The following is an 18,270-nucleotide window of genomic DNA, read 5'->3' on the forward strand; positions in this document are numbered from 1 at the left end:
CGAGACGAGACAGCACCCATGACCCACGCCTCGCAGGACCACACCTCCCCTTCCCACGGCCCCGACGACGAGGAGGACTTCGCGGACGCCGCCCGGGGGTTCATCGCCCGGCTCGAACCGGGCACCGTTCACGACGCCGCCGGGCGCCTCGTCTGGGACGCCGACGCCTATGCCTTCCTGAAGGAGGACTGCCCGCCCACGGCGCACCCGTCGCTGTGGAGGCAGAGCGGGCTGGTGGCCCGGCAGGGCCTGTTCGAGGTGGTACCGGGCGTCTACCAGGTGCGGGGCCTGGACCTCTCCAACATCACCTTCATCGAGGGACGACGCGGAGTGATCGTCGTCGACCCGCTGATCAGCACGGAGGTGGCCGCCGCCGCCCTCTCCCTGTACCGCACCCACCGGGGTGAGCGCCCCGTGACGGGCGTCATCTACACGCACTGCCACGTGGACCACTTCGGCGGGGTACGCGGCATCATCGACCCGGCCGAAGCCGCCTCCGGCCGGGTACCGGTCATCGCGCCCGCCGGATTCCTGGAGCACGCCGCCGGCGAGAACGTGATGACGGGCCCGGCCATGGGACGCCGGTCCGGATACATGTACGGGGCCGCTCTGCCCAAGGGGCCCGCGGGGCAGATCGGCTGCGGCCTCGGGCAGACCACCTCGCTCGGCAGCATCTCGCTGATCGCACCCACCCTCGACATCACCACCACCGGCCAGACGGAGACCGTCGACGGCGTACGCCTGGTCTTCCAGCTCACCCCCGGCACCGAAGCCCCGGCCGAGATGAACTTCCACCTGCCCGGGCCGCGCGTCCTGTGTGTGGCGGAGAACGCCTGCCACACCCTGCACAACGTGCTGACCCTGCGCGGCGCCCTGGTCCGCGACCCCAGCGCCTGGGCCCGCTATCTGACCGAGACGCTCGCCCTGTTCGCCGACGACACCGACGTGGTGTTCGCCTCCCACCACTGGCCCACCTGGGGACAGGACCGGGCGGTACGGTTCCTGGAGGAGCAACGCGACGCCTACGCCTACCTGCATGACCAGTGCGTACGGCTGATCAACGCGGGCCGTACGGGCGCGGAGATCGCGGAGGAGCTGCGCTACCCGCCCGCGTTGGAGCGCGCCTGGCACGTCCGCGGCTACTACGGCTCGCTCAGCCACAACGCCAAAGCGGTCTACCAGCGGTACATGGGCTGGTTCGACGGCAACCCCGCGCACCTGTGGCAGCACCCGCCGCGGGAGGGGGCAGAGCGGTACGTCGCGTTCATGGGCGGGGCGGACGCGGTGGTCGACAAGGCCCGCGCGTCGTTCGAAGCCGGTGACCTGCGCTGGACCGCGGAGGTGCTCAGCCATGTGCTGCTCGCCGAGCCCGGGCACGTGGCGGCCCGCGCCTTGCAGGCCTCGGCCTTCGAGCACCTGGGCCACGGGGCGGAGTGCGGTCCGTGGCGCAACTTCTACCTCATGGGCGCCATGGAGCTGCGTGAAGGCGTACGCGGCACCCCCACCCGAGGAGCACCCGACATCATCGCCGCCCTGACGGTCGAGCAGATCTTCCGGTCCATGGCCGTCCGGATCAACGGCCCCCGAGCGGCGGCGGCCGGCCGGATGCTCCTGCGCTGGGAGATCACCGCACCGGAGCCCGCGCAGCCGGAAAGTTCCAGCGCGGCCGAGACCTGGACCGTTCTGCTGTCCAACGGCGCGCTCACCCCGATGCGCGGCGGCGCACCGCGCGGCGAGGACCCGGATGTGACGCTGAGGCTGCCGCGAACCGTCCTCGACGCCGTGATGAGCAGGACCACCACCTTCGCCGACGCGATCGCCCGAGGTGATGCCACGGTCGAGGGCGACGTACGGACCCTGCTCACCTTCGGATCACTCACCGACCGGCCCGACACCCGCTTCCCGATCGTCACGTCTTGACGGCCTCCGCGATCTGCTGGGCGGCCTGGGCGGGTGTGAGGTGCGTGGTGTCGACGACCTCGGCCTCGGCGTGCAGCCACGTGTCGGCCGCCTCGGCGTAGGGCTTGAGGTATCGCAGACGGAACGGGGAGTCGGGGCCGAGAACGGTGTCGCCCGCGATGCGCCCGCCTCGACCAGGACGGTCATGGGAACGACCAGCGTGCCGCCGGTGTAGTCGAGGACGCGTCGGGCGGTGTCGACCACGAGCGGCCGCCACGGCGGCCAGTCCTGGAAGTTGCCCGTCCAGGGCAACCGCGGCGTGATGTCCATGAGCGTCTCGCCGACCTTCTCGGCGTCGAACACCCGTGAGTCCGGGATCAGCCGCTGCACGAGAGCACTGGTCGTCGTCTTGCCCGAGCCATGGGTGCCGTTGAGCCATACGATCATGGACTCGACGTTACGTCGTGCGGGCCGCAGGCGCGGGCGGAGCAGAAAAAGGTGAGTCGCGAGCCACGCGGTCGCCGGTGTGCCCTCCCCCGAGGGAGTACCGGGTCAGCCGGGTGAAGCGCGTGCTCCGGCGGCGGCGAAAGGCAGGCACGTGATCCGGCAGGATGGCCGCATGTCCCACACCGCGATACGTCCCGCACAGCCCTTCGACGAGAAGTGGATCGCCCAGGCCCTCAACGGTTTCATCGAAGGTTCCGGCCACTGGGGGCCCGGCACGCTCACCGTGTTCACCGAGGTCGGCGGCTACTTGACCGGGAGCGGCGAGGAGGCGCCCGCGCGGTACCAGGGCTGGAACTGGTACCGGTTCATCGGCCGGTGCGGCGCCGTGGCCCTGCGGGCGAGCTCCTTCCACGTGCAGGACCATCTGCGCGCGGTCCAGCTGGCCATGCTGGAGGTATGGGCGGAAACTCCCTTCGCCGAACCGGAGGTTCGCGTCCGGATGCGTACGGGCGTCCTCGAACTCGCCGACAAGGACACACGTGCCGCTCGGACCCGCGATGGCGCGGTGGTCGCTCTGCACGGCCTCGGGGCCGGCCGGGAGGGGCAGCGCTTCGTCGAGTTGCGCACCGGGAGCGCCCAGCCGCCGGCGCCAGGCCGGATCACGGCCGCCGAGCCGGTGCCCGCGGCTGGTTGGGACACACCTGACCGGCTGCGGCGCCTCGTGCACCTCGTACGGCAGAAGGGCCCCGCACCCTGGGACCGCGCGGCGGCCGCGATGCTCGCCGAGCGGACCGGGCTGAGCCGTGCCGGTGCCGCGCTGCTGCTCGCGGGAATGCCCGATGTGAAGTACGGGTATTGGGGCCTCGATGCCGAGGCGCGCAAGGTGATGGGACTCAAGCAGTCCGAAGCCGAGGCCGGTGAGCGGGAGTTGGCGGCCCTGCCGGTGGCCGAGCGCCTCGACCTGCTGGCCGACGTGCTGCCCGCGGACCCCGAGGAGCTGTGGCTGGAGGGCGGGCAGCGGGCGCTCGCCGAGCGGATCGCCGGGGCCTGGCGCAGGCAACAGGGCGTACGCCCCGCCGTGCCCGAGTCGACGCTCGCCGTCGCCGCCGAGCACAGCGATGTTCGGATGGCCCCGGCAGCCGTGTGCGCCGTGTTCGCCGATCCCGCGCGCGAGCCGCGGCTGACCCGCGACCCGGACACCCGGCTGCGGGTGAACAGCATCAGCGGCGGCGGCTGGGAGGGCGACGAGGGTTTCCGATTCAGAGAGCTGCTCGCCGTGGTGTGCGACGCCGTCGACTGGGTGTATGCCGAGCTTCCCGAAGGAGATCCCGTACGCCGGGGTGTCCCCGAGACCGTACGGCTGCTGCGGGAACGTCTGGCCCACCCGGAGTTGCTGCTCTCCGCCCGCGGCCGCAGCCTGCGCGGCCGCACCGTGGCGGAACTGCTGCCGGGCTTCCCCGGCGCCCTGCCCTACTTGGACGCCGCCGAGCCGCTCGCCCACCCCACGCTCGATGACGGCCTGGTCGTCGTCTCCGAGGCAGGGTTCGACCGGCGCGGTGAACGCGAGGCGCCCGGTGTGTACTTCCGGCCCGGCCGCTACGGGACCGACGAGCGCTCGCGGCGCCTGGAGACCGTGGTCGACATGGAGGACTCGCATCTGGCGCTGGTCCGCCGGCTGCGCGGTCCGGAGTTCGAGCGGATCGTGCAGCGCATAACCGAGGGATCGCTGCCGCCGGGCGGCTACGAGAGCGATCCGCGGCTGTCCGCACCACAGGTGGTCAAGGAGGCGGCAGCCACCACCGGCCTGGATACGGACGCCGCCACGTTGTATCTACAGCTACTCGCCCTGCCCGCGCCCACCGATCGCCGTATCCGCCGCTTCAACCGGTGGACTCCCGCACACCACAAGACTGTTGTGGCCGAACTCGTCGAGGCCGGTCTGGTGGTCGCCGACCGCAGGGCCCGGGCCGGGCGGGGGGTGTTCCTGCCCGGTGACTGGGCGGGCGGGGACACGTTCCACCCTCCGATGGAGACCTGGAAGGCCGAGCTGCTCGGAGTCCGGGTCATCGGGGCCAAGGTCTACTCACGGCCCGTCGCCGGCCCTCTGCCCGAACTCTTCACCCGGGCCTGGCGAACGCGTCCCCACTGAGCGTGGTGGCACCTTCCGCGGGTTGCGGGACACCTGGCGCCGCGTGCAGCCACACCGCCCATCGTGGCGCGAGATGCTGACTGCAACCCGCTCAACCCGCTCAACCCGCTCACCGGGAGGTTCAGCAGGGAAGAGTCGTCTTGCCGGCAGCGCCCGTGGCGCCGGTGGTGCCGTCGGCGAACATCGTGGCCGCGGTTCCATTGCCGCCGGGCTTACCCGGGCAGACCGGGCTGGCCGCGCCACCGGCGCCGCCCTTGCCGCCTGTGTGGCCGCCACTGACGATGGCTGCGCCGCCGTTGCCGCCCTTGCCGCCGTTGATTCCGGCTCCGGCGTTGCCGACGCCGCCCACGCCGCCCTCGCCGCCGGTGCCACCGAGCATGGCGCCGCCACCGTATCCGCCGTTGCCGCCGTTGCCGTTGGCGCCGCCGGCCCCGCCCGTGCCGCCGAGTCCGCCGACACTTGCGAGGCCGCTGGCATTGCCTCCGGCCCCTCCGTTGCCGCCGTTGCCGTTGGCACCTGCGGCGCCACCAGTGCCGCCGAGGCCACCGATACCCCCGAGGACCCCGACGCCGTTCGTCCCGTTACTGCCGGGGGCCCCGGCAGCGCTGTGGGCCCGGGCGCTGCCCGTACCCGGTTGGGCGGAGGCGAGGGCGGGCGACACCGTAAGGCCGGCTACGGCGATCGTCGCGATCAGGAAGGTCCTGGCAGTGGTTGTGCGCATGGTGCGCATGGTGTTACTTCCTTCGATTGTTCAGGCGGAGAGATACTCCGTCTGACGGTTCCAACGTAGGGGGAACGGAACGCCCACACGTCCTACATGCTGATCGAATGTCTCTAAACAGACTGAATCCACAATCTTTGGCCGCAAACCTTGGGCCAGGTTGCGCCATCCCAGGAGCCGACGGCGCTACGTGACGACCCGGGAGATGGTCAGCCCAGGAGGTTGCCCGTGAGAGGGGGCGGCGGCCGAGGTTCGGTCGAAGCGGTTCGCGCAGTCCCGTATCGTCTGCCGATATCGAGTTTCGTAGGGTGCGCGGGCGTGCCGCCAGAGGAGTGGGGCCATGGGCAAGTCATCGATCGCCGCCGGGGTGCCGGATGAGCTGCGGCGGCGGCTAGGGGTGTCCGACGCCGTGGTGATCGGTCTGGGGTCGATGATCGGCGCCGGGATTTTCGCCGCGCTCGCCCCGGCGGCTCTCGCCGCAGGCTCCGGGCTGCTGATCGGCCTGGGCCTGGCCGCGGTGGTCGCGTATTGCAACGCCACCTCCTCGGCCCGGCTCGCGGCCCGGTACCCGGCGTCGGGCGGCACGTACGTCTACGGCCGCGAGCGGCTGGGGGACTTCTGGGGCTACCTGGCGGGCTGGGCCTTCGTGGTCGGCAAGACGGCCTCCTGCGCGGCGATGGCGCTCACGGCCGGCTGGTACGTCTGGCCCGGGCAGGCCCATGCCGTCGCGGTCGCCGCGGTGGTGGCGCTGACGGCGGTGAACTACTCGGGGGTGCGGAAGTCGGCGCTGCTGACCCGGGTGATCGTGGCCGTCGTCCTGGCAGTGCTCGCCGCCGTGACGGTGGCCTCCCTCACCTCCTCGGCATCGGACGCGGCCCGGCTCGACGTCGGGGACGACGCCGGCTTCGGCGGAGTGCTCCAGGCGGCGGGGCTGCTGTTCTTCGCCTTCGCCGGGTACGCGCGCATCGCCACCCTCGGCGAGGAGGTACGCGACCCGCAGCGCACCATCCCGAGGGCCATTCCCATCGCCCTCGGCATCACCCTGGTCGTCTACGCCGCCGTCGCCGTCTCCGTGCTGACGGTGCTGGGCCCGAAGGGGCTGGCGGAGAGTGCCGCACCCTTGTCCGACGCGGTCCGGGCGGCGGGCGCCGACCGGCTCGCCCCGGTGGTGCGCGTCGGTGCGGCGTTGGCCGCGCTCGGCTCGCTGCTCGCGCTGATCCTCGGCGTCTCCCGCACCACGCTGGCCATGGCCCGCGACCGGCACCTGCCGCACGCCCTGGCCGCGGTCCACCCGAAGTTCAAGGTGCCGCACCGTGCTGAACTCGCGGTGGGCGCCGTGGTAGCGGTCCTGGCCGCGACGACGGACGTGCGCGGGATGATCGGCTTCTCCTCCTTCGGCGTGCTCGCGTACTACGCCGTCGCCAATGCTTCCGCCTGGACCCTCACACCCGAAGAGGGCCGCCCGGCCCGGGCCGTCCCGGTCGTCGGGCTGGCGGGCTGCCTGGCCCTGGCCTTCGCCCTGCCGGTGTCCTCGGTGGTCTGGGGCATCGCGGTCCTGGCCGTCGGCGCCGCCGCCTACGGGGTGCGCCGCACCGTGGCCGCGCGGCGCTCCTAGACCCGACGCGCGCCGGCCCCGGGCGGGTGGCGCCCCGGCCGCTCTACAGGGCGTGCCCGCCCAGGATTTCGCGGGCCAGTTCCTTGAGCGCCTGACGGTCCTCGGCGAGGGCCTTCTTCCCGGCCTCGGTCGCCTTGTAGACCCGCCGGGTACGGCCGTCGACCACCCGCTGCTCGGAGGTCAGCAGGCCGTCCGTCTCCAGGCGGTGCAGCGTCGGGTACAGGGTGCCGGGGCTGATCTTGTAGCCGTGGGAGGCCAACTCCTCGGTCATCCACGCGCCGTGGATCTCCTCCTCGGCCGCGTGATGCAGGATGTGCAGCCGCACCGCTCCCCGCTGGAACTCCCGCACCCTTACCCCGCCTCCCCGCCCCTCCGGGCAGTGACGAAACCGATATCGGGTACCGAGTCTACGTCTGCCAGACACCCGTCGCCCCGGCTCCGCCCGCCATCCAGCCCGCCACCCAGCCGGTCACCCAGCCGGTCACCATCCGGATCAGCCTTCGAACACCGCCACCGCTTCGAGCCCGGCGTGCCGCAAGGTGCGCTGAACGGGGCGCCGTGCCCCGCGGATTCTCAGTACTGCCGTATGCGGCCGCAGGGTGGCCGCGCGCAGCAGGGCATACGCGCAGGCGAGGTCGAAGCGGGTGACGCCGCTCATGTCCACGGTCCACTCGACGGCCTCGCTCACCGGCGGCGCGCAGAGTCGCCCCTCCAGCTCACGAAGGCAGTCGGACCCCACATCTCCCCCAAGAGTGAGTACGGCATGTCCGGCACCGGCCGTCGCGACCACCAGGACCAGCCCGCGCGGCGGGGTGGAGAGGGATTCGGCCATCACGGTGACCTCCTTCGAGAGCCGCGTCCGTATCCGGGTCCGTGTACCGGTCCGTCCGTGTACGGGTCCGGGTACGGGTGCTATCTCTATCGTCCTCCTTGGGGCGTGTTCACCATGTCCGGCCGCACATCTGGACTCCCGCCCCCCCTACTGGTTCGACTGGTTCGACATGTGTCAACATAGATGTATGTCGAATGCCAGGGTGTTGCCGCTGCTCGATCCCGACGTCCAGGGTGTGGTGCCGTGCTGCCCGCCGCTGACCGAACGCCCCATGAACGCCGAAGAGGCCGAACGGGCCGCGCGGATGTTCAAGGCACTCGGCGACCCGGTCCGCCTGCGGCTGTTCTCCGCGGTGGCCTCGCACAAGGGCGGCGAGGCGTGCGTGTGCGACATCTCCGATGTCGGCGTCTCCCAGCCGACCGTGTCCCACCACCTGAAGAAGCTCAAGGAGGCCGGACTGCTGACCTCCGAGCGGCGCGGCACCTGGGTCTACTACCGCGTCGAGCCGTCCGTGCTGGCCGCGATGGGTAATCTGCTGGCCGCGCCGACTACGGCCTGACCTGCGGCGGGCTTGCTGTCCGCCGCCTGCGGCCAGGGCCCGCCGGCGACCGGACCGGACCGGAGCCGACCGGACCGGACCGTCCGCGCCGGGGCCCGCGTGGTGCGCTGGCGCCACGAATGGGCGGCCCACCGGCGGGTGGGCGAACCGGGTGGGCGAACGGCGGGCCGGCCCGGTCGGGTGCGGTCAGGGAGCGAGCACGACCACCTTGCCGGGCAGCCGCCCGGCACCGGCATCCTCATGCACGGCGGCCAGCTCGGCCACCGGGCGGTGGGCGTCGACGTGGAGCCGGAGCTTGCCGGCATCCACCTTGGCGACCAGCTCGGCCAACTGGGCTCCGTCACCGCGGACCCACAGGTTCGCGCTGCGCACTCCCCGGGCGGGGTCCTCGGGAACCGGGCCGGCCGTGCTGGCGGCGACCCCGCCGTCGGCGACGTAGTTCGTCAGCCGCGCGAGGTCCTCCGGGGAGACGCGCACATGGTTCACCACGGCCTGGAACGGGCCGCCCACGGCGGCCGGGCCCGCGGCAAGGTCGAGGGGGCCGAGGACCAGGTCCGCGCCGTAGCTCCGGAGGCGGTCGGCGTGCTGCGGCGCGTCCACCGCGGTCACGTGCGCTCCCGCGTCGACGGCGAGCTGCACCACCAGGCTGCCGACCGCGCCCCCCGCCCCGTTGACCAGGACGCTCTGACCGGGCTTCAGCTCGGCGAGCTCGAACGCCGTCTGCCAGGCCGCCAGACCGGTCAGCGGCAGCGCCGCGGCGTCGACCAGCTCGGTCGTCCGGGGCGCCGTGGCCAGGGACGCGGCCTGGGCGAGCACGTACTCGGCCGAGGCGCCGGCGGAGTCGAGGGGCAGCATCGCCACGACCCGGTCACCGACCTCGAAGCCGGTCACGTCCGCGCCGAGTTCGGCGACGGTGCCCGCCAGGTCGATCCCCGGCACGTACGGGAAGGTGATCGGAATCATCTCGGCCACGACACCGGCGCGGATGTGATCGTCGATCGGGTTGAACGACGTGGCCGCCACCCGCACCAGTACCTGCCCGGCGCCAGGAACCGGACGGTCGATGTCCTCGTAGCGCAGGACTTCACTGCTGCCGAACTCGTGGAAACGTATTGCCTTCATGGCACTTTCCTCCAGGGTGTATCGATGAGGTCGTCAAGGGATGCGGCCAACAGGCGATCAGGCAAGGCGCTCAGACCAGTTGCACCGACCGAGTGGAGTTGCCCAGCACCATGCGGTCGATGGCGCTCACCGCGCTGCCGGGGTCATCGGCGGCGCCGACGGCGAGCAGCAGCGGTACGAAGTGGTCCGCCGTCGGATGGGCGACCGCGACACCGGGTGCCTTGTTGCGGTAGTCGGTGAGGGCGTCGGCGTCGCCCCGGGCGAGGGCGTCAACGGCCCATTCGTCGAAGGCCGCGGTGTCGGCGGCGAGCTCCGGCCGGCGGAAGACGGCGAAGCTGTGCGTCATGAAGCCCGAGCCGAGAACGAGGATGCCTTCGTCGCGCAGGGGCCGCAGGCGTGTCCCGAGTTCGAGCAGGGCGCCGGGGTCGAGGCTGGGCATCGACAGTTGCACGACCGGGACGTCGGCCGCGGGGTACATGGCCATGAGCGGGATGAAGGCACCGTGGTCGAGGCCGCGGTCGGCGAACTCGTGCACGGGCGTCCGGCCCAGCAGGCCGGTGAGCCGCCGGGCCAGGTCGGTGGCGTCCGGGGTCGCGTAGGGAAGGGTCTTGTAGCGGGGGTGGAAGCCGCTGAAATCGTAGTGGAGCGGGGTGCCGGCCGCGGCTCCGGATATCGCGACCGGTGCCCGTTCCCAGTGGGCCGAGACGACAACGACGGCCCGGGGTTTGGGCATCGAGGTGGCCCAGTCGAAGAGGTCGCCGAGCCACTGCGGATCGTCGAGGGTGAACGGGGCGCCGTGGCTGACGAAGAGGCTGGGCAGGGGCCCGTCGGAGGGGTTCCACACCCGTTGTTCGCGCGCCTTTGGCAGGACCCGGGCAAGGAGGTCGTCGTACGCCGCGGCTGGTGTGTGCGACAGACGGGGGGAAGCCAGGCCGCCACGGGAAGCCAGGCCGCCCGGAGAAGCCCGGCCGCCCGGAGAATTCGGGCTGCTCGGAGTGGTCATCGAAATCAGCTCCTTCACTTGCCTCAGCAAGTGTTTTCACTTGCCGAGGCAAGTAAAAAGCTAGCCCATCAAGACTTGCCCAGGCAAGTGATGTGAGTTGCCCGGGCAAGTATGATGAGGTCCATGGACACCCAGTCACTCTGGCTCGACGACGACCAGCAGGACCTGTGGCAGGCGCTGCTCACGGTCGTCATCGCCCTCCCGGCGGCCCTCGACCGCCAGCTACAGCGAGACGCAGGCATCTCCAACTTCGAGTACGGGGTTCTGGCGCAGCTGTCCATGGCCGACGAGGCCACGATGCGGCTCAGCGACCTGGCCCGGGTCTGCGACAGCACCCAGCCCCGCCTGTCGAAGGTGATGGACCGCTTCGAAGCCCGCGACTGGGTCGCCCGCCGGCCCGACCCCGGCGACGGTCGATACACCCTCGCCTCCCTGGCCGACGCCGGCAGGCAGAAGCTCGTCGAGAGCGCACCCGAACACGTCGCGCTGGTGAAGCGGCTCGTGTTCGATCCACTCAGCGCCGCTCAGCGCCGCCACCTCGAGACCGCACTCCCCCGCATCGCCGCCACCGTGCGCCGGGAGCTCGAAGGAGGCTGAGCGCCACCTCCAGGCGGGGAGGGCGTTCCACCCGCCCCGCTCCCCCCGGTTTGGTACCTTTCACTGGACACGCAAATCGATCGGATGTTCGTTTACTGGGATCTCCGAGACGTCCGTTGTCGGCAGTAGGCGCCCATGTCCTCCGACGTGTGGCGTGCCACACCATCGGACCGGGTGAAGCTCATGGCAGGAACCGACCACGAAAAGGCGCTGGACACCGCGCTCGCACAGATCGAGCGGAAATTCGGCAAGGGCGCGGTCATGCGCATGGGCGAGCGGCCCAACGAGCCCATCGAGGTGATCCCCACCGGGTCGACCGCGCTGGACGTGGCGCTCGGTGTGGGCGGCATCCCGCGCGGCCGAGTGGTGGAGGTGTACGGCCCGGAGGCCTCCGGCAAGACGACGCTGACCTTGCACGCGGTGGCGAACGCGCAGAAGGCCGGCGGCTCGGTGGCGTTCATCGACGCCGAGCACGCTCTGGACCCGGAGTACGCCAAGAAGCTCGGCGTCGACACCGACAACCTCATCCTGTCCCAGCCGGACAACGGCGAGCAGGCCCTGGAGATCGTCGACATCCTGATCCGCTCCGGCGCCATCGACTTGATCGTCATCGACTCCGTCGCGGCCCTGGTGCCGCGCGCGGAGATCGAGGGCGAGATGGGCGACTCCCACATGGGTCTCCAGGCCCGTCTGATGAGCCAGGCGCTCCGGAAGATCACCAGCGCGCTCAGCCAGACGAGGACGACGGCGATCTTCATCAACCAGCTCCGCGAGAAGATCGGCGTGATGTTCGGCTCCCCGGAGACCACGACCGGTGGCCGGGCGCTGAAGTTCTACGCCTCGGTGCGGCTCGACATCCGCCGTATCGAGACCCTGAAGGACGGCACGGACGCGGTGGGCAACCGCACCCGCGTCAAGGTCGTCAAGAACAAGGTCGCGCCGCCCTTCAAGCAGGCCGAGTTCGACATCCTCTACGGCCATGGCATCAGCCGCGAGGGCGGCCTGATCGACATGGGCGTGGAGAACGGCTTCGTCCGCAAGGCGGGCGCCTGGTACACGTACGAGGGCGACCAGCTCGGCCAGGGCAAGGAGAACGCCCGCAGCTTCCTCAAGGACAACCCCAACCTCGCCGACGAGATCGAGAAGAAGATCCTCGAGAAGCTCGGAATCGGGGTACCGGCGAAGGCCGCGGTCGCCGAGGACGCGGGCGCGTAGCCGGGCCCGGGGCCTTGAGCCCGGCGCTGTATCTACGTACGCGACTGCGTACGCGACGCTGATCGTTGAAGACCTGGTCGGTCACTGGGGGCGGGTGGGCGCGTTGCTACTCCAGTCGCCCGGCAGCGCTCTTCACGCGCCTCTCCGCGTCCTTCCGGGTCTCACCCTGCTCCTGCGCGTACGCGGTGAGCGCGGTCTGCATGTCCCGAGCCAGATCACGCCAGGCTCGCCACGCCGTTTCGTACGTCTGCAACTGCTGATCGGACCAGCGCTGTGCGGCGGGTGGTCCGTACTGCTGTCGTAGCCGCTCGGCCTGGGCGTGCGCGGCGTCGGCCGCGCGCTGCATCGCGACGAGTTCGTCGAAGGTGTGCGCCACGGGTGGCGACTGTACGGCGAGCCTCCGCCTCGATCCGCCGGCACCGGGCCACTACGCCGGAGACGGTCGGTTGATTCACACGTATGCACTACGTTCCTGAACATTCGCACCGCGAGCCCGGGCCGACCGGTCCGGGCTCGGGGCAGTGGTGTGGTTCAGTCGGTGGAGAGGGCTTCGACGAGTTCGCCGACCTTCGGGTCGGACAGCGCTCGGGCGACGTCGGCCTGGGCGACCATGCCGACCAGGTCGTGGCCGTCGATGACCGGCAGACGGCGTACCTTGTGGGCGGTCATCGTGCGCAGAATCTCTTCCGCGTCGTCGTCCGCGCCGATGGTCACCGCCTCGCCCTGCGCGAGGTCACCGCTCTCGCAAGTGGCGGGGTCCTTGCCCGCGCCGAGCACCTTCACCACGATGTCCCGGTCGGTCAGCACGCCCTTGAGCTTGTTGTCCGTTCCACAGATCGGCAACGCGCCCACGCCGAGGTCCTTCATCTTGCGGGCGGCGTCCAGCACCGACTCCTTCGCGCCGATGCACTCGGCCCCGCCGGTCATGATGTCCCGCGCCTTCGTCATCACAAGCCTCCTTGCTCGTCATGCGGTCGTCATTCGGTACGTTCGCCCGGGGGTGGACGGGTTCGGGCTGCGGGAACGGGGCCCCGCTATGCGTTGTCGAACACAGCCTTCTGGACCTCGTTCGGTCCATCGAACCGGTCCGCCGAGGCGTCACCGATCTTGCTCACGAGAGCCTCGTCCGCGCCGTTGTCCTGCGCCAGCGAGACCAGGTCGTCCCGGCTCGCGGGGTACTCGGCACCCTTGAGCGCCTTCTGAAGGTCGATCGGGCTGATGTCCGCCATGGTGGTCTCCTCGTTTCCCTCGGGTTCGGTTGGTTCGGTCGGTTGGTTTGGTTGGTTGGTTCGGTCGGGTCGTTCGGTCAGGTGGTTCAGTCGGCTTGGCGTCGGGTTCCGTCGACTGCGGCGGCGACCTCTGTGACGTTCGCGTACGTGCCCTTGTCCGGCAGGCGCCGCACGGCTTCCAGCACGGTGTCCGGCGCGTGGTGTGCCTCCAGGACATCCAGTACGGCCTGCCGGTTGGCCGGGAAGACGGTGTTCTCCAGGTGGCGCGCGATCTCCAGGCGCAACGACTCCGCATCGGCGGCCGCCTGGGCCTGGTCGCGTTCGGCGCCGGGCGGGGGCACCGGTCCGCCCGGGTCGACACGGATGTCGTCGTCCGCCGGAGGCTCCGGGTCGTTGCCCTCCTCCACGTGCGTGTGCTGACCGGACCGGAGGTAACCCTCCAGCTCGTGCTTCATCTCGTCGTCCTTGCGGGGACCGACCTGGTTGCTGCCTCGCTCCATGCGTGCGCACCTCCGCTTGTCCGAATGGTCAGTACGTCCAGCGCAGCAGGGCGCCGACGGACAGGGACGGCTCGTCGGGAAGGGGAAGGGGAAGGGGAACGATCAGTACGTCCGCTCCCGTGATGGCGGCCGAGCGCAGCAGCGCGTCGTCCGCGCGTACGGAGATCGGGTCGCTCTCCCCCAAAGTCTGCACATCGCTCCGCCGCACCGCCACTTGGTCGGGGTCGGTGCCCGCCCAGACCTCGCGGCCGAGGTCGGGCCCGTCGGGCCGGAGCAGCAGCGTGTCGATGCGGTGCTCGCGGGCGGCCTCCACCACGGCCGGGACGACTCGTCATTCCTCCTCCGCCATCCCTGCTCATCGTGGTTCGTCGAGGGACACCACGTCGCTCACTCGTTCGGCGCAGCATGCCCGCGCATGGTGCTCCTCGTGGCACGCAGAGTGGTCTCGTGCGCTGCCGGCCGCCGGTCGGGCGCCGTCGCGTATGCGAGAGGAGGATCCGGTTACCCGGACCGACACGCATGTGTGTCCAAGAGTGAGGAGCGCCCCGTGTTCGGACAGACTTGGCGACGGGCTCTGGTGACCGGAGGAGCCGGGTTCGTGGGCTCCCGTCTCTGCGGCCGGCTGCTCGACGACGGCTGTGCGGTCGTGTGCCTGGACAACCTGGCCACGGGCGCCCGCGGCAACGTGGCCGAACCGCGTCAGCGCGACGGCAGCCAGACCCGCTCGCCGTGCTACGTCGACGACACCGTCGAGGCCGCAGGTGGACTGGACGGAGGGGTTGAAGCAGACGATCGGCTGGCGCCGAAGGAGCTGTCTCCACGTGTTTGAGGTAGCTGCCGTGCGGGACCCGAGACCAAGGTGACCGTTGACGTCGCCCGGGACGGAGTACTACCGATGCGCATCCTTGGAATCAACGCCTTCTTCCACGACCGGGCCGCCGCCCTCGTCGTGGACGGACGCACGTCGGCCGCCGCCGAGGAGGAGCGGTTCAGCCGCCGGAAGCACGGCAAGCGCCCCGTGCCGTTCTCCGCGTGGGAGCTGCCCGAGCTGTCCGCCCGCTGGTGCCTGGAGCACGCCGGTATCCGTCCCGAGGACCTGCCGGCGATCGGCCCCTTCGGGGTCCGCCGGGGCGCGATGTCCGGGAGGGCCTGACGTATGACCGCTTACGCCGTGGTGATCCCCACGCTGGCGCGCGACACCCTCGCCGACTGCCTCGCCGCGCTCGCCGCGGCGACCGGTCCGGGGCCCGAGCAGATCGTCCTCGTCGACGACCGGCCCGACGCTGAACCCGACCCCGCGGCGCTGGAGCACCCGCTGAGTGTCCTCGGCGACCTGCGCGAGCGCACCCTGGTCGTCCACAGCACGGGGCGCGGCCCCGCAGCCGCCCGCAACACCGGGCTGCGCGCCACCAGCACGCCCTGGATCGCCTTCCTCGACGACGACGTGCAGGTCGGGCCGCACTGGTGCGACCAGCTCACCCAGGACCTCGCGGCGGCCGAGCCCCGTACCGGCGGCGTGCAGGGCGTCATCACCGTGCCGCTGCCCGGCGAACGCCGCCCCACCGACTGGGAGCGCGGCACCGCCGGTCTGGCCCAGGCCCGGTGGATCACCGCGGACATGGCCTTCCGCGCCGAGGCGCTGAAGCAGGTCGGCGGCTTCGACGAGCGGTTCCCGCGGGCCTTCCGCGAGGACGCCGACCTCGCCCTGCGTGTCCTCGACGCCGGGTGGCGGATCGACCGGGGCCGGCGCACCACGCGGCATCCGGTGCGGCAGGCCGACCGCTGGGTGTCCCTGCGCGCCCAGCGGGGCAACGCCGACGACGCCCTCATGCGGCGCCTGCACGGTGCCGGCTGGTGGGAGCGGGCCGCCGCGCCGCGCGGCCGGCTGCGTGGCCACCTCGCGATCACGGCGGCCGGCCTGGCCGCCTGCGCGCTCGCCATGGCCGGGCGCCGCCGGGCCGCCACGGTGGCCGCGCTCGGCTGGGCCGCAGGCACCGGTGAGTTCGCCTGGGCGCGCATCGCGCCGGGACCGCGCACCCGGCAGGAGGTCGAGGCCATGCTCGCCACCAGCGTGCTGATTCCGTCGGCCGCCACCTGGCACCGGCTCAGCGGCATGTGGCGCCACCGCGGCGCCGCGCCCTGGCTGGAGGTGGCTCCGTGAACGCGATCGACGCCGTGCTGTCCGACCGCGACGGCACCCTCGTGGAGGACGTCCCCGACGACGGCTGCGGCTGCCGCAAGCCGGAGCCCGGCATGATCCTCACGGCCGCCGAGCATGTGGCGTGCGACCTGCTGTCCGCCGTGCGCGCGGTGTCGGCGGGGTCGCCGTTCCCGCGCGTACTCGCCGAACGGGACGCCGTCCACGACACCGCCGGGAGGGTGCGATGAGGGCTCTCGTCACCCGCCTGGACAGTTTCGGCGACGTGCTGCTCGCCGGGCCCGCGATCCGGGCCGTCGCCGCCCGCGCCGACCACGTCACCGTGTTGTGCGGGCCGCTCGGTGCCCCGGCCGCCCGCCTGCTGCCCGGCGTGGACGACATCCTCGTATGGGACGCGCCCTGGGTCGGGTTCACGCCGCCGCCCGTCGGCCGCGGCGAGTTCGACCAGCTCGTCGACACGATCGACGCCGACACCGCCCTGATCCTGACGTCCTTCCACCAATCGCCGCTGCCCGCCGCCCTGTTGCTGCGGCTGGCCGGTGTGGAGCACATCGCGGCGGACAGCGTCGACTACCCCGGCTCGCTGCTCGACGTACGCCATCAGCGCGCCCCGCACGCCCATGAGGCCGAGGCCGCCCTGGATCTGGCCGAGGCCGCCGGGTTCCCGCGGCCGGACGACGGGCGGCTGGGCGTCCTGCCCCCGCCCGTCACCACCGGACTCAGCGGCCCCGGTCCTTACGTCGTGCTGCACCCCGGTGCCAGCGTCCCCGCCCGCGCCTGGAGCGTGGACCGGTGCGCGGAGGCCGTACGGAAGCTGACGGCCGCCGGGCACCGGGTCGTGGTGACCGGCGGCCCGGGCGAACGCGAGCTGACCGCGGCCGTGGCCGGAGAGCACGGGCTCGACCTCGGCGGGCGCACCGACCCGGGCCAACTGGCCGGCGTGCTCGCCGGGGCCGATGCCGTCGTCACCGGCAACACCGGGCCCGGACATCTCGCCGCGGCCGTCGGCACCCCCGTCGTCTCCCTGTTCGCCCCGGTCGTCCCGGCCGAGCGCTGGCGTCCCTACGGCGTCCCGTACGTCCTGCTGGGCGACCAGGGCGCGCCGTGCGCGGGCAGCCGCGCCAGGAACTGCCCGGTGCCCGGCCACCCGTGTCTTGAGTCCGTGACCGCGCACGACGTCGTGGCCGCCGTGGGAAAGGTGATGGTCGCCGAATGAGGATTCTGATCTGGCACGTGCACGGCTCCTGGACCACCGCGTTCGTCCAGGGCCCGCACACTTACATCGTCCCGGTCACCCCCGACCGCGGGCCGGACGGGCTAGGCCGCGCCCGCACCTTCGACTGGCCGGACTCGGTGATCGAACTCCCGCCGGAGGAGCTGCGGGACGCCGGTATCGACGTCGTGGTCCTGCAACGCCCGCACGAGTACGCCCTCGCGCGGCGGTGGCTGGGCCGCCCGCCGCCCATGGTGTACCTGGAGCACAACGCCCCCGACGGCGACGTGCCCGACACCCGGCATCCGGCCGCCGATCTGCCGGGCGTCCCGGTGGTGCACGTCACCCACTTCAACCGCCTGATGTGGGATACCGGACGTGCCGAGACCACCGTCATCGAACACGGCATCGTCGACCCCGGCGCCCGGTGGACCGGCGAGATCCCGCACGCGGCCGTCGTCACCAACGAACCGATCCGGCGCGGCCGTACGACGGGCACCGACCTGCTGCCGGTCTTCGCGCGGACCGCCCCGCTGGACGTCTTCGGCATGGGGACCGACGGGCTCGCCGGCCACCTCGGGCTGCCGCCGGAGCGCTGCCGTTCGCACGAGCTCGTCCAGCGTGACCTGCACGCGGCGATGGCCGAACGGCGCCTCTACCTCCATCCGGTCCGCTGGACCTCCCTCGGTCTCTCCCTCATCGAGGCGATGCACCTCGGCATGCCCGTGGTCGCGCTCGCGACCACCGAGGTGACCGAGGCGGTGCCGCCGGGCGCCGGGGTGGTCTCCACCCGTGTCGATGTGCTGGCCGACGCCGTCCACGACTTCATCGCCGACCCGGAGTACGCCCGGGAGGTCGGCGACGAGGCGCGCACGGCGGCGCTCGGCCGCTACGGGCTGTCCCGCTTCCTGGGCGACTGGGAGCGGCTGTTGAAGGAGGTGACCCGATGAGGATCGCCATGGTGTCCGAACACGCGAGCCCGCTCGCCGCGCTCGGCGGAGTCGCCGCAAG

Annotated in this window: 20 protein-coding genes and 3 pseudogenes; 12 read left to right on the forward strand and 11 right to left on the reverse strand. The window is 71.8% G+C overall.

Going from position 1 to position 18,270, the window contains the following annotated elements; translation table 11 throughout:
• The first annotated feature begins 18 nt into the window (after positions 1–18).
• Entirely contained in the window at positions 19–1,920 is a 1,902-nt protein-coding gene (locus ACRAKF_RS04975) for an alkyl/aryl-sulfatase (protein ID WP_447035584.1), read from the forward strand.
• On the opposite strand, the pseudogene ACRAKF_RS04980 reads toward ACRAKF_RS04975, so the two are convergent.
• A pseudogene (locus ACRAKF_RS04980) lies at positions 1,910–2,346 on the reverse strand (ATP-binding protein). The gene ACRAKF_RS04975 and the pseudogene ACRAKF_RS04980 overlap by 11 nt on opposite strands.
• A gap of 172 nt (positions 2,347–2,518) precedes the next feature.
• Here ACRAKF_RS04980 and ACRAKF_RS04985 point away from each other — a divergent pair.
• Positions 2,519–4,495: a hypothetical protein gene (locus ACRAKF_RS04985; RefSeq protein ID WP_447035585.1), complete on the forward strand. Its 1,977-nt coding sequence runs from the start codon at positions 2,519–2,521 to the stop codon at positions 4,493–4,495.
• 121 nt (positions 4,496–4,616) lie between these two features.
• Here the strand turns inward: ACRAKF_RS04985 and ACRAKF_RS04990 are convergent, their stop codons facing one another.
• Complete coding sequence (locus tag ACRAKF_RS04990; RefSeq protein WP_447035586.1) at positions 4,617–5,216, reverse strand: hypothetical protein; 600 nt, start codon at positions 5,214–5,216, stop codon at positions 4,617–4,619.
• Positions 5,217–5,556: 340 nt separating this feature from the next.
• Here ACRAKF_RS04990 and ACRAKF_RS04995 point away from each other — a divergent pair, with 340 nt between their 5' ends.
• On the forward strand, positions 5,557–6,831 hold the full coding sequence (locus ACRAKF_RS04995; RefSeq protein WP_447035588.1) for an APC family permease: 1,275 nt from the start codon (positions 5,557–5,559) through the stop codon (positions 6,829–6,831).
• Positions 6,832–6,874: 43 nt separating this feature from the next.
• Here ACRAKF_RS04995 and ACRAKF_RS05000 read toward each other — a convergent pair whose 3' ends face one another.
• Together ACRAKF_RS05000 and ACRAKF_RS05005 are read right to left on the reverse strand one after the other, a co-directional pair.
• Positions 6,875–7,180, reverse strand: a complete 306-nt coding sequence (locus tag ACRAKF_RS05000; protein WP_447035590.1) for a PadR family transcriptional regulator — start codon at positions 7,178–7,180, stop codon at positions 6,875–6,877.
• Positions 7,181–7,324: 144 nt separating this feature from the next.
• Positions 7,325–7,663 carry an STAS domain-containing protein gene (locus ACRAKF_RS05005; RefSeq protein ID WP_447041815.1) on the reverse strand — a complete coding sequence of 113 codons (339 nt, stop codon included), beginning with the start codon at positions 7,661–7,663 and terminating at the stop codon, positions 7,325–7,327.
• A 187-nt stretch (positions 7,664–7,850) separates the two neighbouring features.
• On the opposite strand from ACRAKF_RS05005, the gene ACRAKF_RS05010 reads away from it, so the two are divergent.
• Positions 7,851–8,222, forward strand: a complete 372-nt coding sequence (locus tag ACRAKF_RS05010; RefSeq protein WP_447035591.1) for an ArsR/SmtB family transcription factor — start codon at positions 7,851–7,853, stop codon at positions 8,220–8,222.
• A 186-nt stretch (positions 8,223–8,408) separates the two neighbouring features.
• On the opposite strand, the gene ACRAKF_RS05015 is transcribed toward ACRAKF_RS05010, so the two are convergent.
• Positions 8,409–9,344 carry an NADP-dependent oxidoreductase gene (locus ACRAKF_RS05015; RefSeq protein ID WP_447035593.1) on the reverse strand — a complete coding sequence of 312 codons (936 nt, stop codon included), beginning with the start codon at positions 9,342–9,344 and terminating at the stop codon, positions 8,409–8,411.
• 70 nt (positions 9,345–9,414) lie between these two features.
• Positions 9,415–10,347, reverse strand: a complete 933-nt coding sequence (locus ACRAKF_RS05020) for a DODA-type extradiol aromatic ring-opening family dioxygenase (RefSeq protein WP_447035594.1) — start codon at positions 10,345–10,347, stop codon at positions 9,415–9,417.
• Between the two features lie 123 nt (positions 10,348–10,470).
• On the opposite strand from ACRAKF_RS05020, the gene ACRAKF_RS05025 reads away from it, so the two are divergent.
• Positions 10,471–10,944 carry a MarR family winged helix-turn-helix transcriptional regulator gene (locus ACRAKF_RS05025; protein WP_447035595.1) on the forward strand — a complete coding sequence of 158 codons (474 nt, stop codon included), beginning with the start codon at positions 10,471–10,473 and terminating at the stop codon, positions 10,942–10,944.
• Positions 10,945–11,127: 183 nt separating this feature from the next.
• Positions 11,128–12,159: a recombinase RecA gene (gene recA, locus ACRAKF_RS05030; protein ID WP_447035596.1), complete on the forward strand. Its 1,032-nt coding sequence runs from the start codon at positions 11,128–11,130 to the stop codon at positions 12,157–12,159.
• A 106-nt stretch (positions 12,160–12,265) separates the two neighbouring features.
• Here the strand turns inward: recA and ACRAKF_RS05035 are convergent, their stop codons facing one another.
• The 5 genes from ACRAKF_RS05035 to ACRAKF_RS05055 form a co-directional block, all read right to left on the reverse strand.
• A complete protein-coding gene (locus ACRAKF_RS05035) occupies positions 12,266–12,535 on the reverse strand; it encodes a hypothetical protein (RefSeq protein ID WP_447035597.1) in 270 nt (89 codons plus the stop codon).
• A gap of 155 nt (positions 12,536–12,690) precedes the next feature.
• Positions 12,691–13,107 carry a CBS domain-containing protein gene (locus ACRAKF_RS05040; RefSeq protein WP_447035598.1) on the reverse strand — a complete coding sequence of 139 codons (417 nt, stop codon included), beginning with the start codon at positions 13,105–13,107 and terminating at the stop codon, positions 12,691–12,693.
• 86 nt (positions 13,108–13,193) lie between these two features.
• Positions 13,194–13,388 (reverse strand): DUF2795 domain-containing protein, encoded by a 195-nt coding sequence (locus tag ACRAKF_RS05045; RefSeq protein ID WP_447035599.1) that lies wholly within the window; start codon positions 13,386–13,388, stop codon positions 13,194–13,196.
• Between the two features lie 86 nt (positions 13,389–13,474).
• Complete coding sequence (locus ACRAKF_RS05050; RefSeq protein WP_447035600.1) at positions 13,475–13,888, reverse strand: DUF2795 domain-containing protein; 414 nt, start codon at positions 13,886–13,888, stop codon at positions 13,475–13,477.
• Positions 13,889–13,916: 28 nt separating this feature from the next.
• Positions 13,917–14,204 (reverse strand): hypothetical protein, encoded by a 288-nt coding sequence (locus tag ACRAKF_RS05055; RefSeq protein WP_447035601.1) that lies wholly within the window; start codon positions 14,202–14,204, stop codon positions 13,917–13,919.
• Between the two features lie 231 nt (positions 14,205–14,435).
• Here ACRAKF_RS05055 and ACRAKF_RS05060 point away from each other — a divergent pair.
• The 6 genes and pseudogenes from ACRAKF_RS05060 to ACRAKF_RS05085 all read left to right on the forward strand — a co-directional run.
• A pseudogene (locus tag ACRAKF_RS05060) lies at positions 14,436–14,600 on the forward strand (NAD-dependent epimerase/dehydratase family protein); the annotation flags it as partial.
• 183 nt (positions 14,601–14,783) lie between these two features.
• A pseudogene (locus ACRAKF_RS05065) lies at positions 14,784–14,996 on the forward strand (carbamoyltransferase N-terminal domain-containing protein); the annotation flags it as partial.
• A gap of 48 nt (positions 14,997–15,044) precedes the next feature.
• Complete coding sequence (locus ACRAKF_RS05070) at positions 15,045–16,049, forward strand: glycosyltransferase family 2 protein (RefSeq protein WP_447035602.1); 1,005 nt, start codon at positions 15,045–15,047, stop codon at positions 16,047–16,049.
• Entirely contained in the window at positions 16,046–16,276 is a 231-nt protein-coding gene (locus tag ACRAKF_RS05075; protein ID WP_447035603.1) for a hypothetical protein, read from the forward strand. The genes ACRAKF_RS05070 and ACRAKF_RS05075 overlap by 4 nt, the downstream gene beginning before the upstream one ends.
• Complete coding sequence (locus ACRAKF_RS05080) at positions 16,273–17,262, forward strand: glycosyltransferase family 9 protein (RefSeq protein WP_447035604.1); 990 nt, start codon at positions 16,273–16,275, stop codon at positions 17,260–17,262. Before ACRAKF_RS05075 ends, ACRAKF_RS05080 begins: the two co-directional genes overlap by 4 nt.
• On the forward strand, positions 17,259–18,209 hold the full coding sequence (locus tag ACRAKF_RS05085) for a glycosyltransferase (protein WP_447035605.1): 951 nt from the start codon (positions 17,259–17,261) through the stop codon (positions 18,207–18,209). The genes ACRAKF_RS05080 and ACRAKF_RS05085 overlap by 4 nt, the downstream gene beginning before the upstream one ends.
• Positions 18,210–18,270 lie beyond the last annotated feature (61 nt).

This window comes from Streptomyces sp. DSM 118878, from assembly GCF_052936595.1.

Coding starts and splice junctions, on each gene's coding strand:
- ACRAKF_RS04975 (WP_447035584.1), top strand. CDS start 19: ATGACCCACGCCTCGCAGGACCACACCTCCCCTTCCCACGGCCCCGAC.
- ACRAKF_RS04985 (WP_447035585.1), top strand. CDS start 2,519: ATGTCCCACACCGCGATACGTCCCGCACAGCCCTTCGACGAGAAGTGG.
- ACRAKF_RS04990 (WP_447035586.1), bottom strand. CDS start 5,216: ATGCGCACAACCACTGCCAGGACCTTCCTGATCGCGACGATCGCCGTA.
- ACRAKF_RS04995 (WP_447035588.1), top strand. CDS start 5,557: ATGGGCAAGTCATCGATCGCCGCCGGGGTGCCGGATGAGCTGCGGCGG.
- ACRAKF_RS05005 (WP_447041815.1), bottom strand. CDS start 7,663: ATGGCCGAATCCCTCTCCACCCCGCCGCGCGGGCTGGTCCTGGTGGTC.
- ACRAKF_RS05010 (WP_447035591.1), top strand. CDS start 7,851: ATGTCGAATGCCAGGGTGTTGCCGCTGCTCGATCCCGACGTCCAGGGT.
- ACRAKF_RS05015 (WP_447035593.1), bottom strand. CDS start 9,344: ATGAAGGCAATACGTTTCCACGAGTTCGGCAGCAGTGAAGTCCTGCGC.
- ACRAKF_RS05020 (WP_447035594.1), bottom strand. CDS start 10,347: ATGACCACTCCGAGCAGCCCGAATTCTCCGGGCGGCCGGGCTTCTCCG.
- ACRAKF_RS05025 (WP_447035595.1), top strand. CDS start 10,471: ATGGACACCCAGTCACTCTGGCTCGACGACGACCAGCAGGACCTGTGG.
- recA (WP_447035596.1), top strand. CDS start 11,128: ATGGCAGGAACCGACCACGAAAAGGCGCTGGACACCGCGCTCGCACAG.
- ACRAKF_RS05040 (WP_447035598.1), bottom strand. CDS start 13,107: ATGACGAAGGCGCGGGACATCATGACCGGCGGGGCCGAGTGCATCGGC.
- ACRAKF_RS05045 (WP_447035599.1), bottom strand. CDS start 13,388: ATGGCGGACATCAGCCCGATCGACCTTCAGAAGGCGCTCAAGGGTGCC.
- ACRAKF_RS05050 (WP_447035600.1), bottom strand. CDS start 13,888: ATGGAGCGAGGCAGCAACCAGGTCGGTCCCCGCAAGGACGACGAGATG.
- ACRAKF_RS05070 (WP_447035602.1), top strand. CDS start 15,045: ATGACCGCTTACGCCGTGGTGATCCCCACGCTGGCGCGCGACACCCTC.
- ACRAKF_RS05080 (WP_447035604.1), top strand. CDS start 16,273: ATGAGGGCTCTCGTCACCCGCCTGGACAGTTTCGGCGACGTGCTGCTC.
- ACRAKF_RS05085 (WP_447035605.1), top strand. CDS start 17,259: ATGAGGATTCTGATCTGGCACGTGCACGGCTCCTGGACCACCGCGTTC.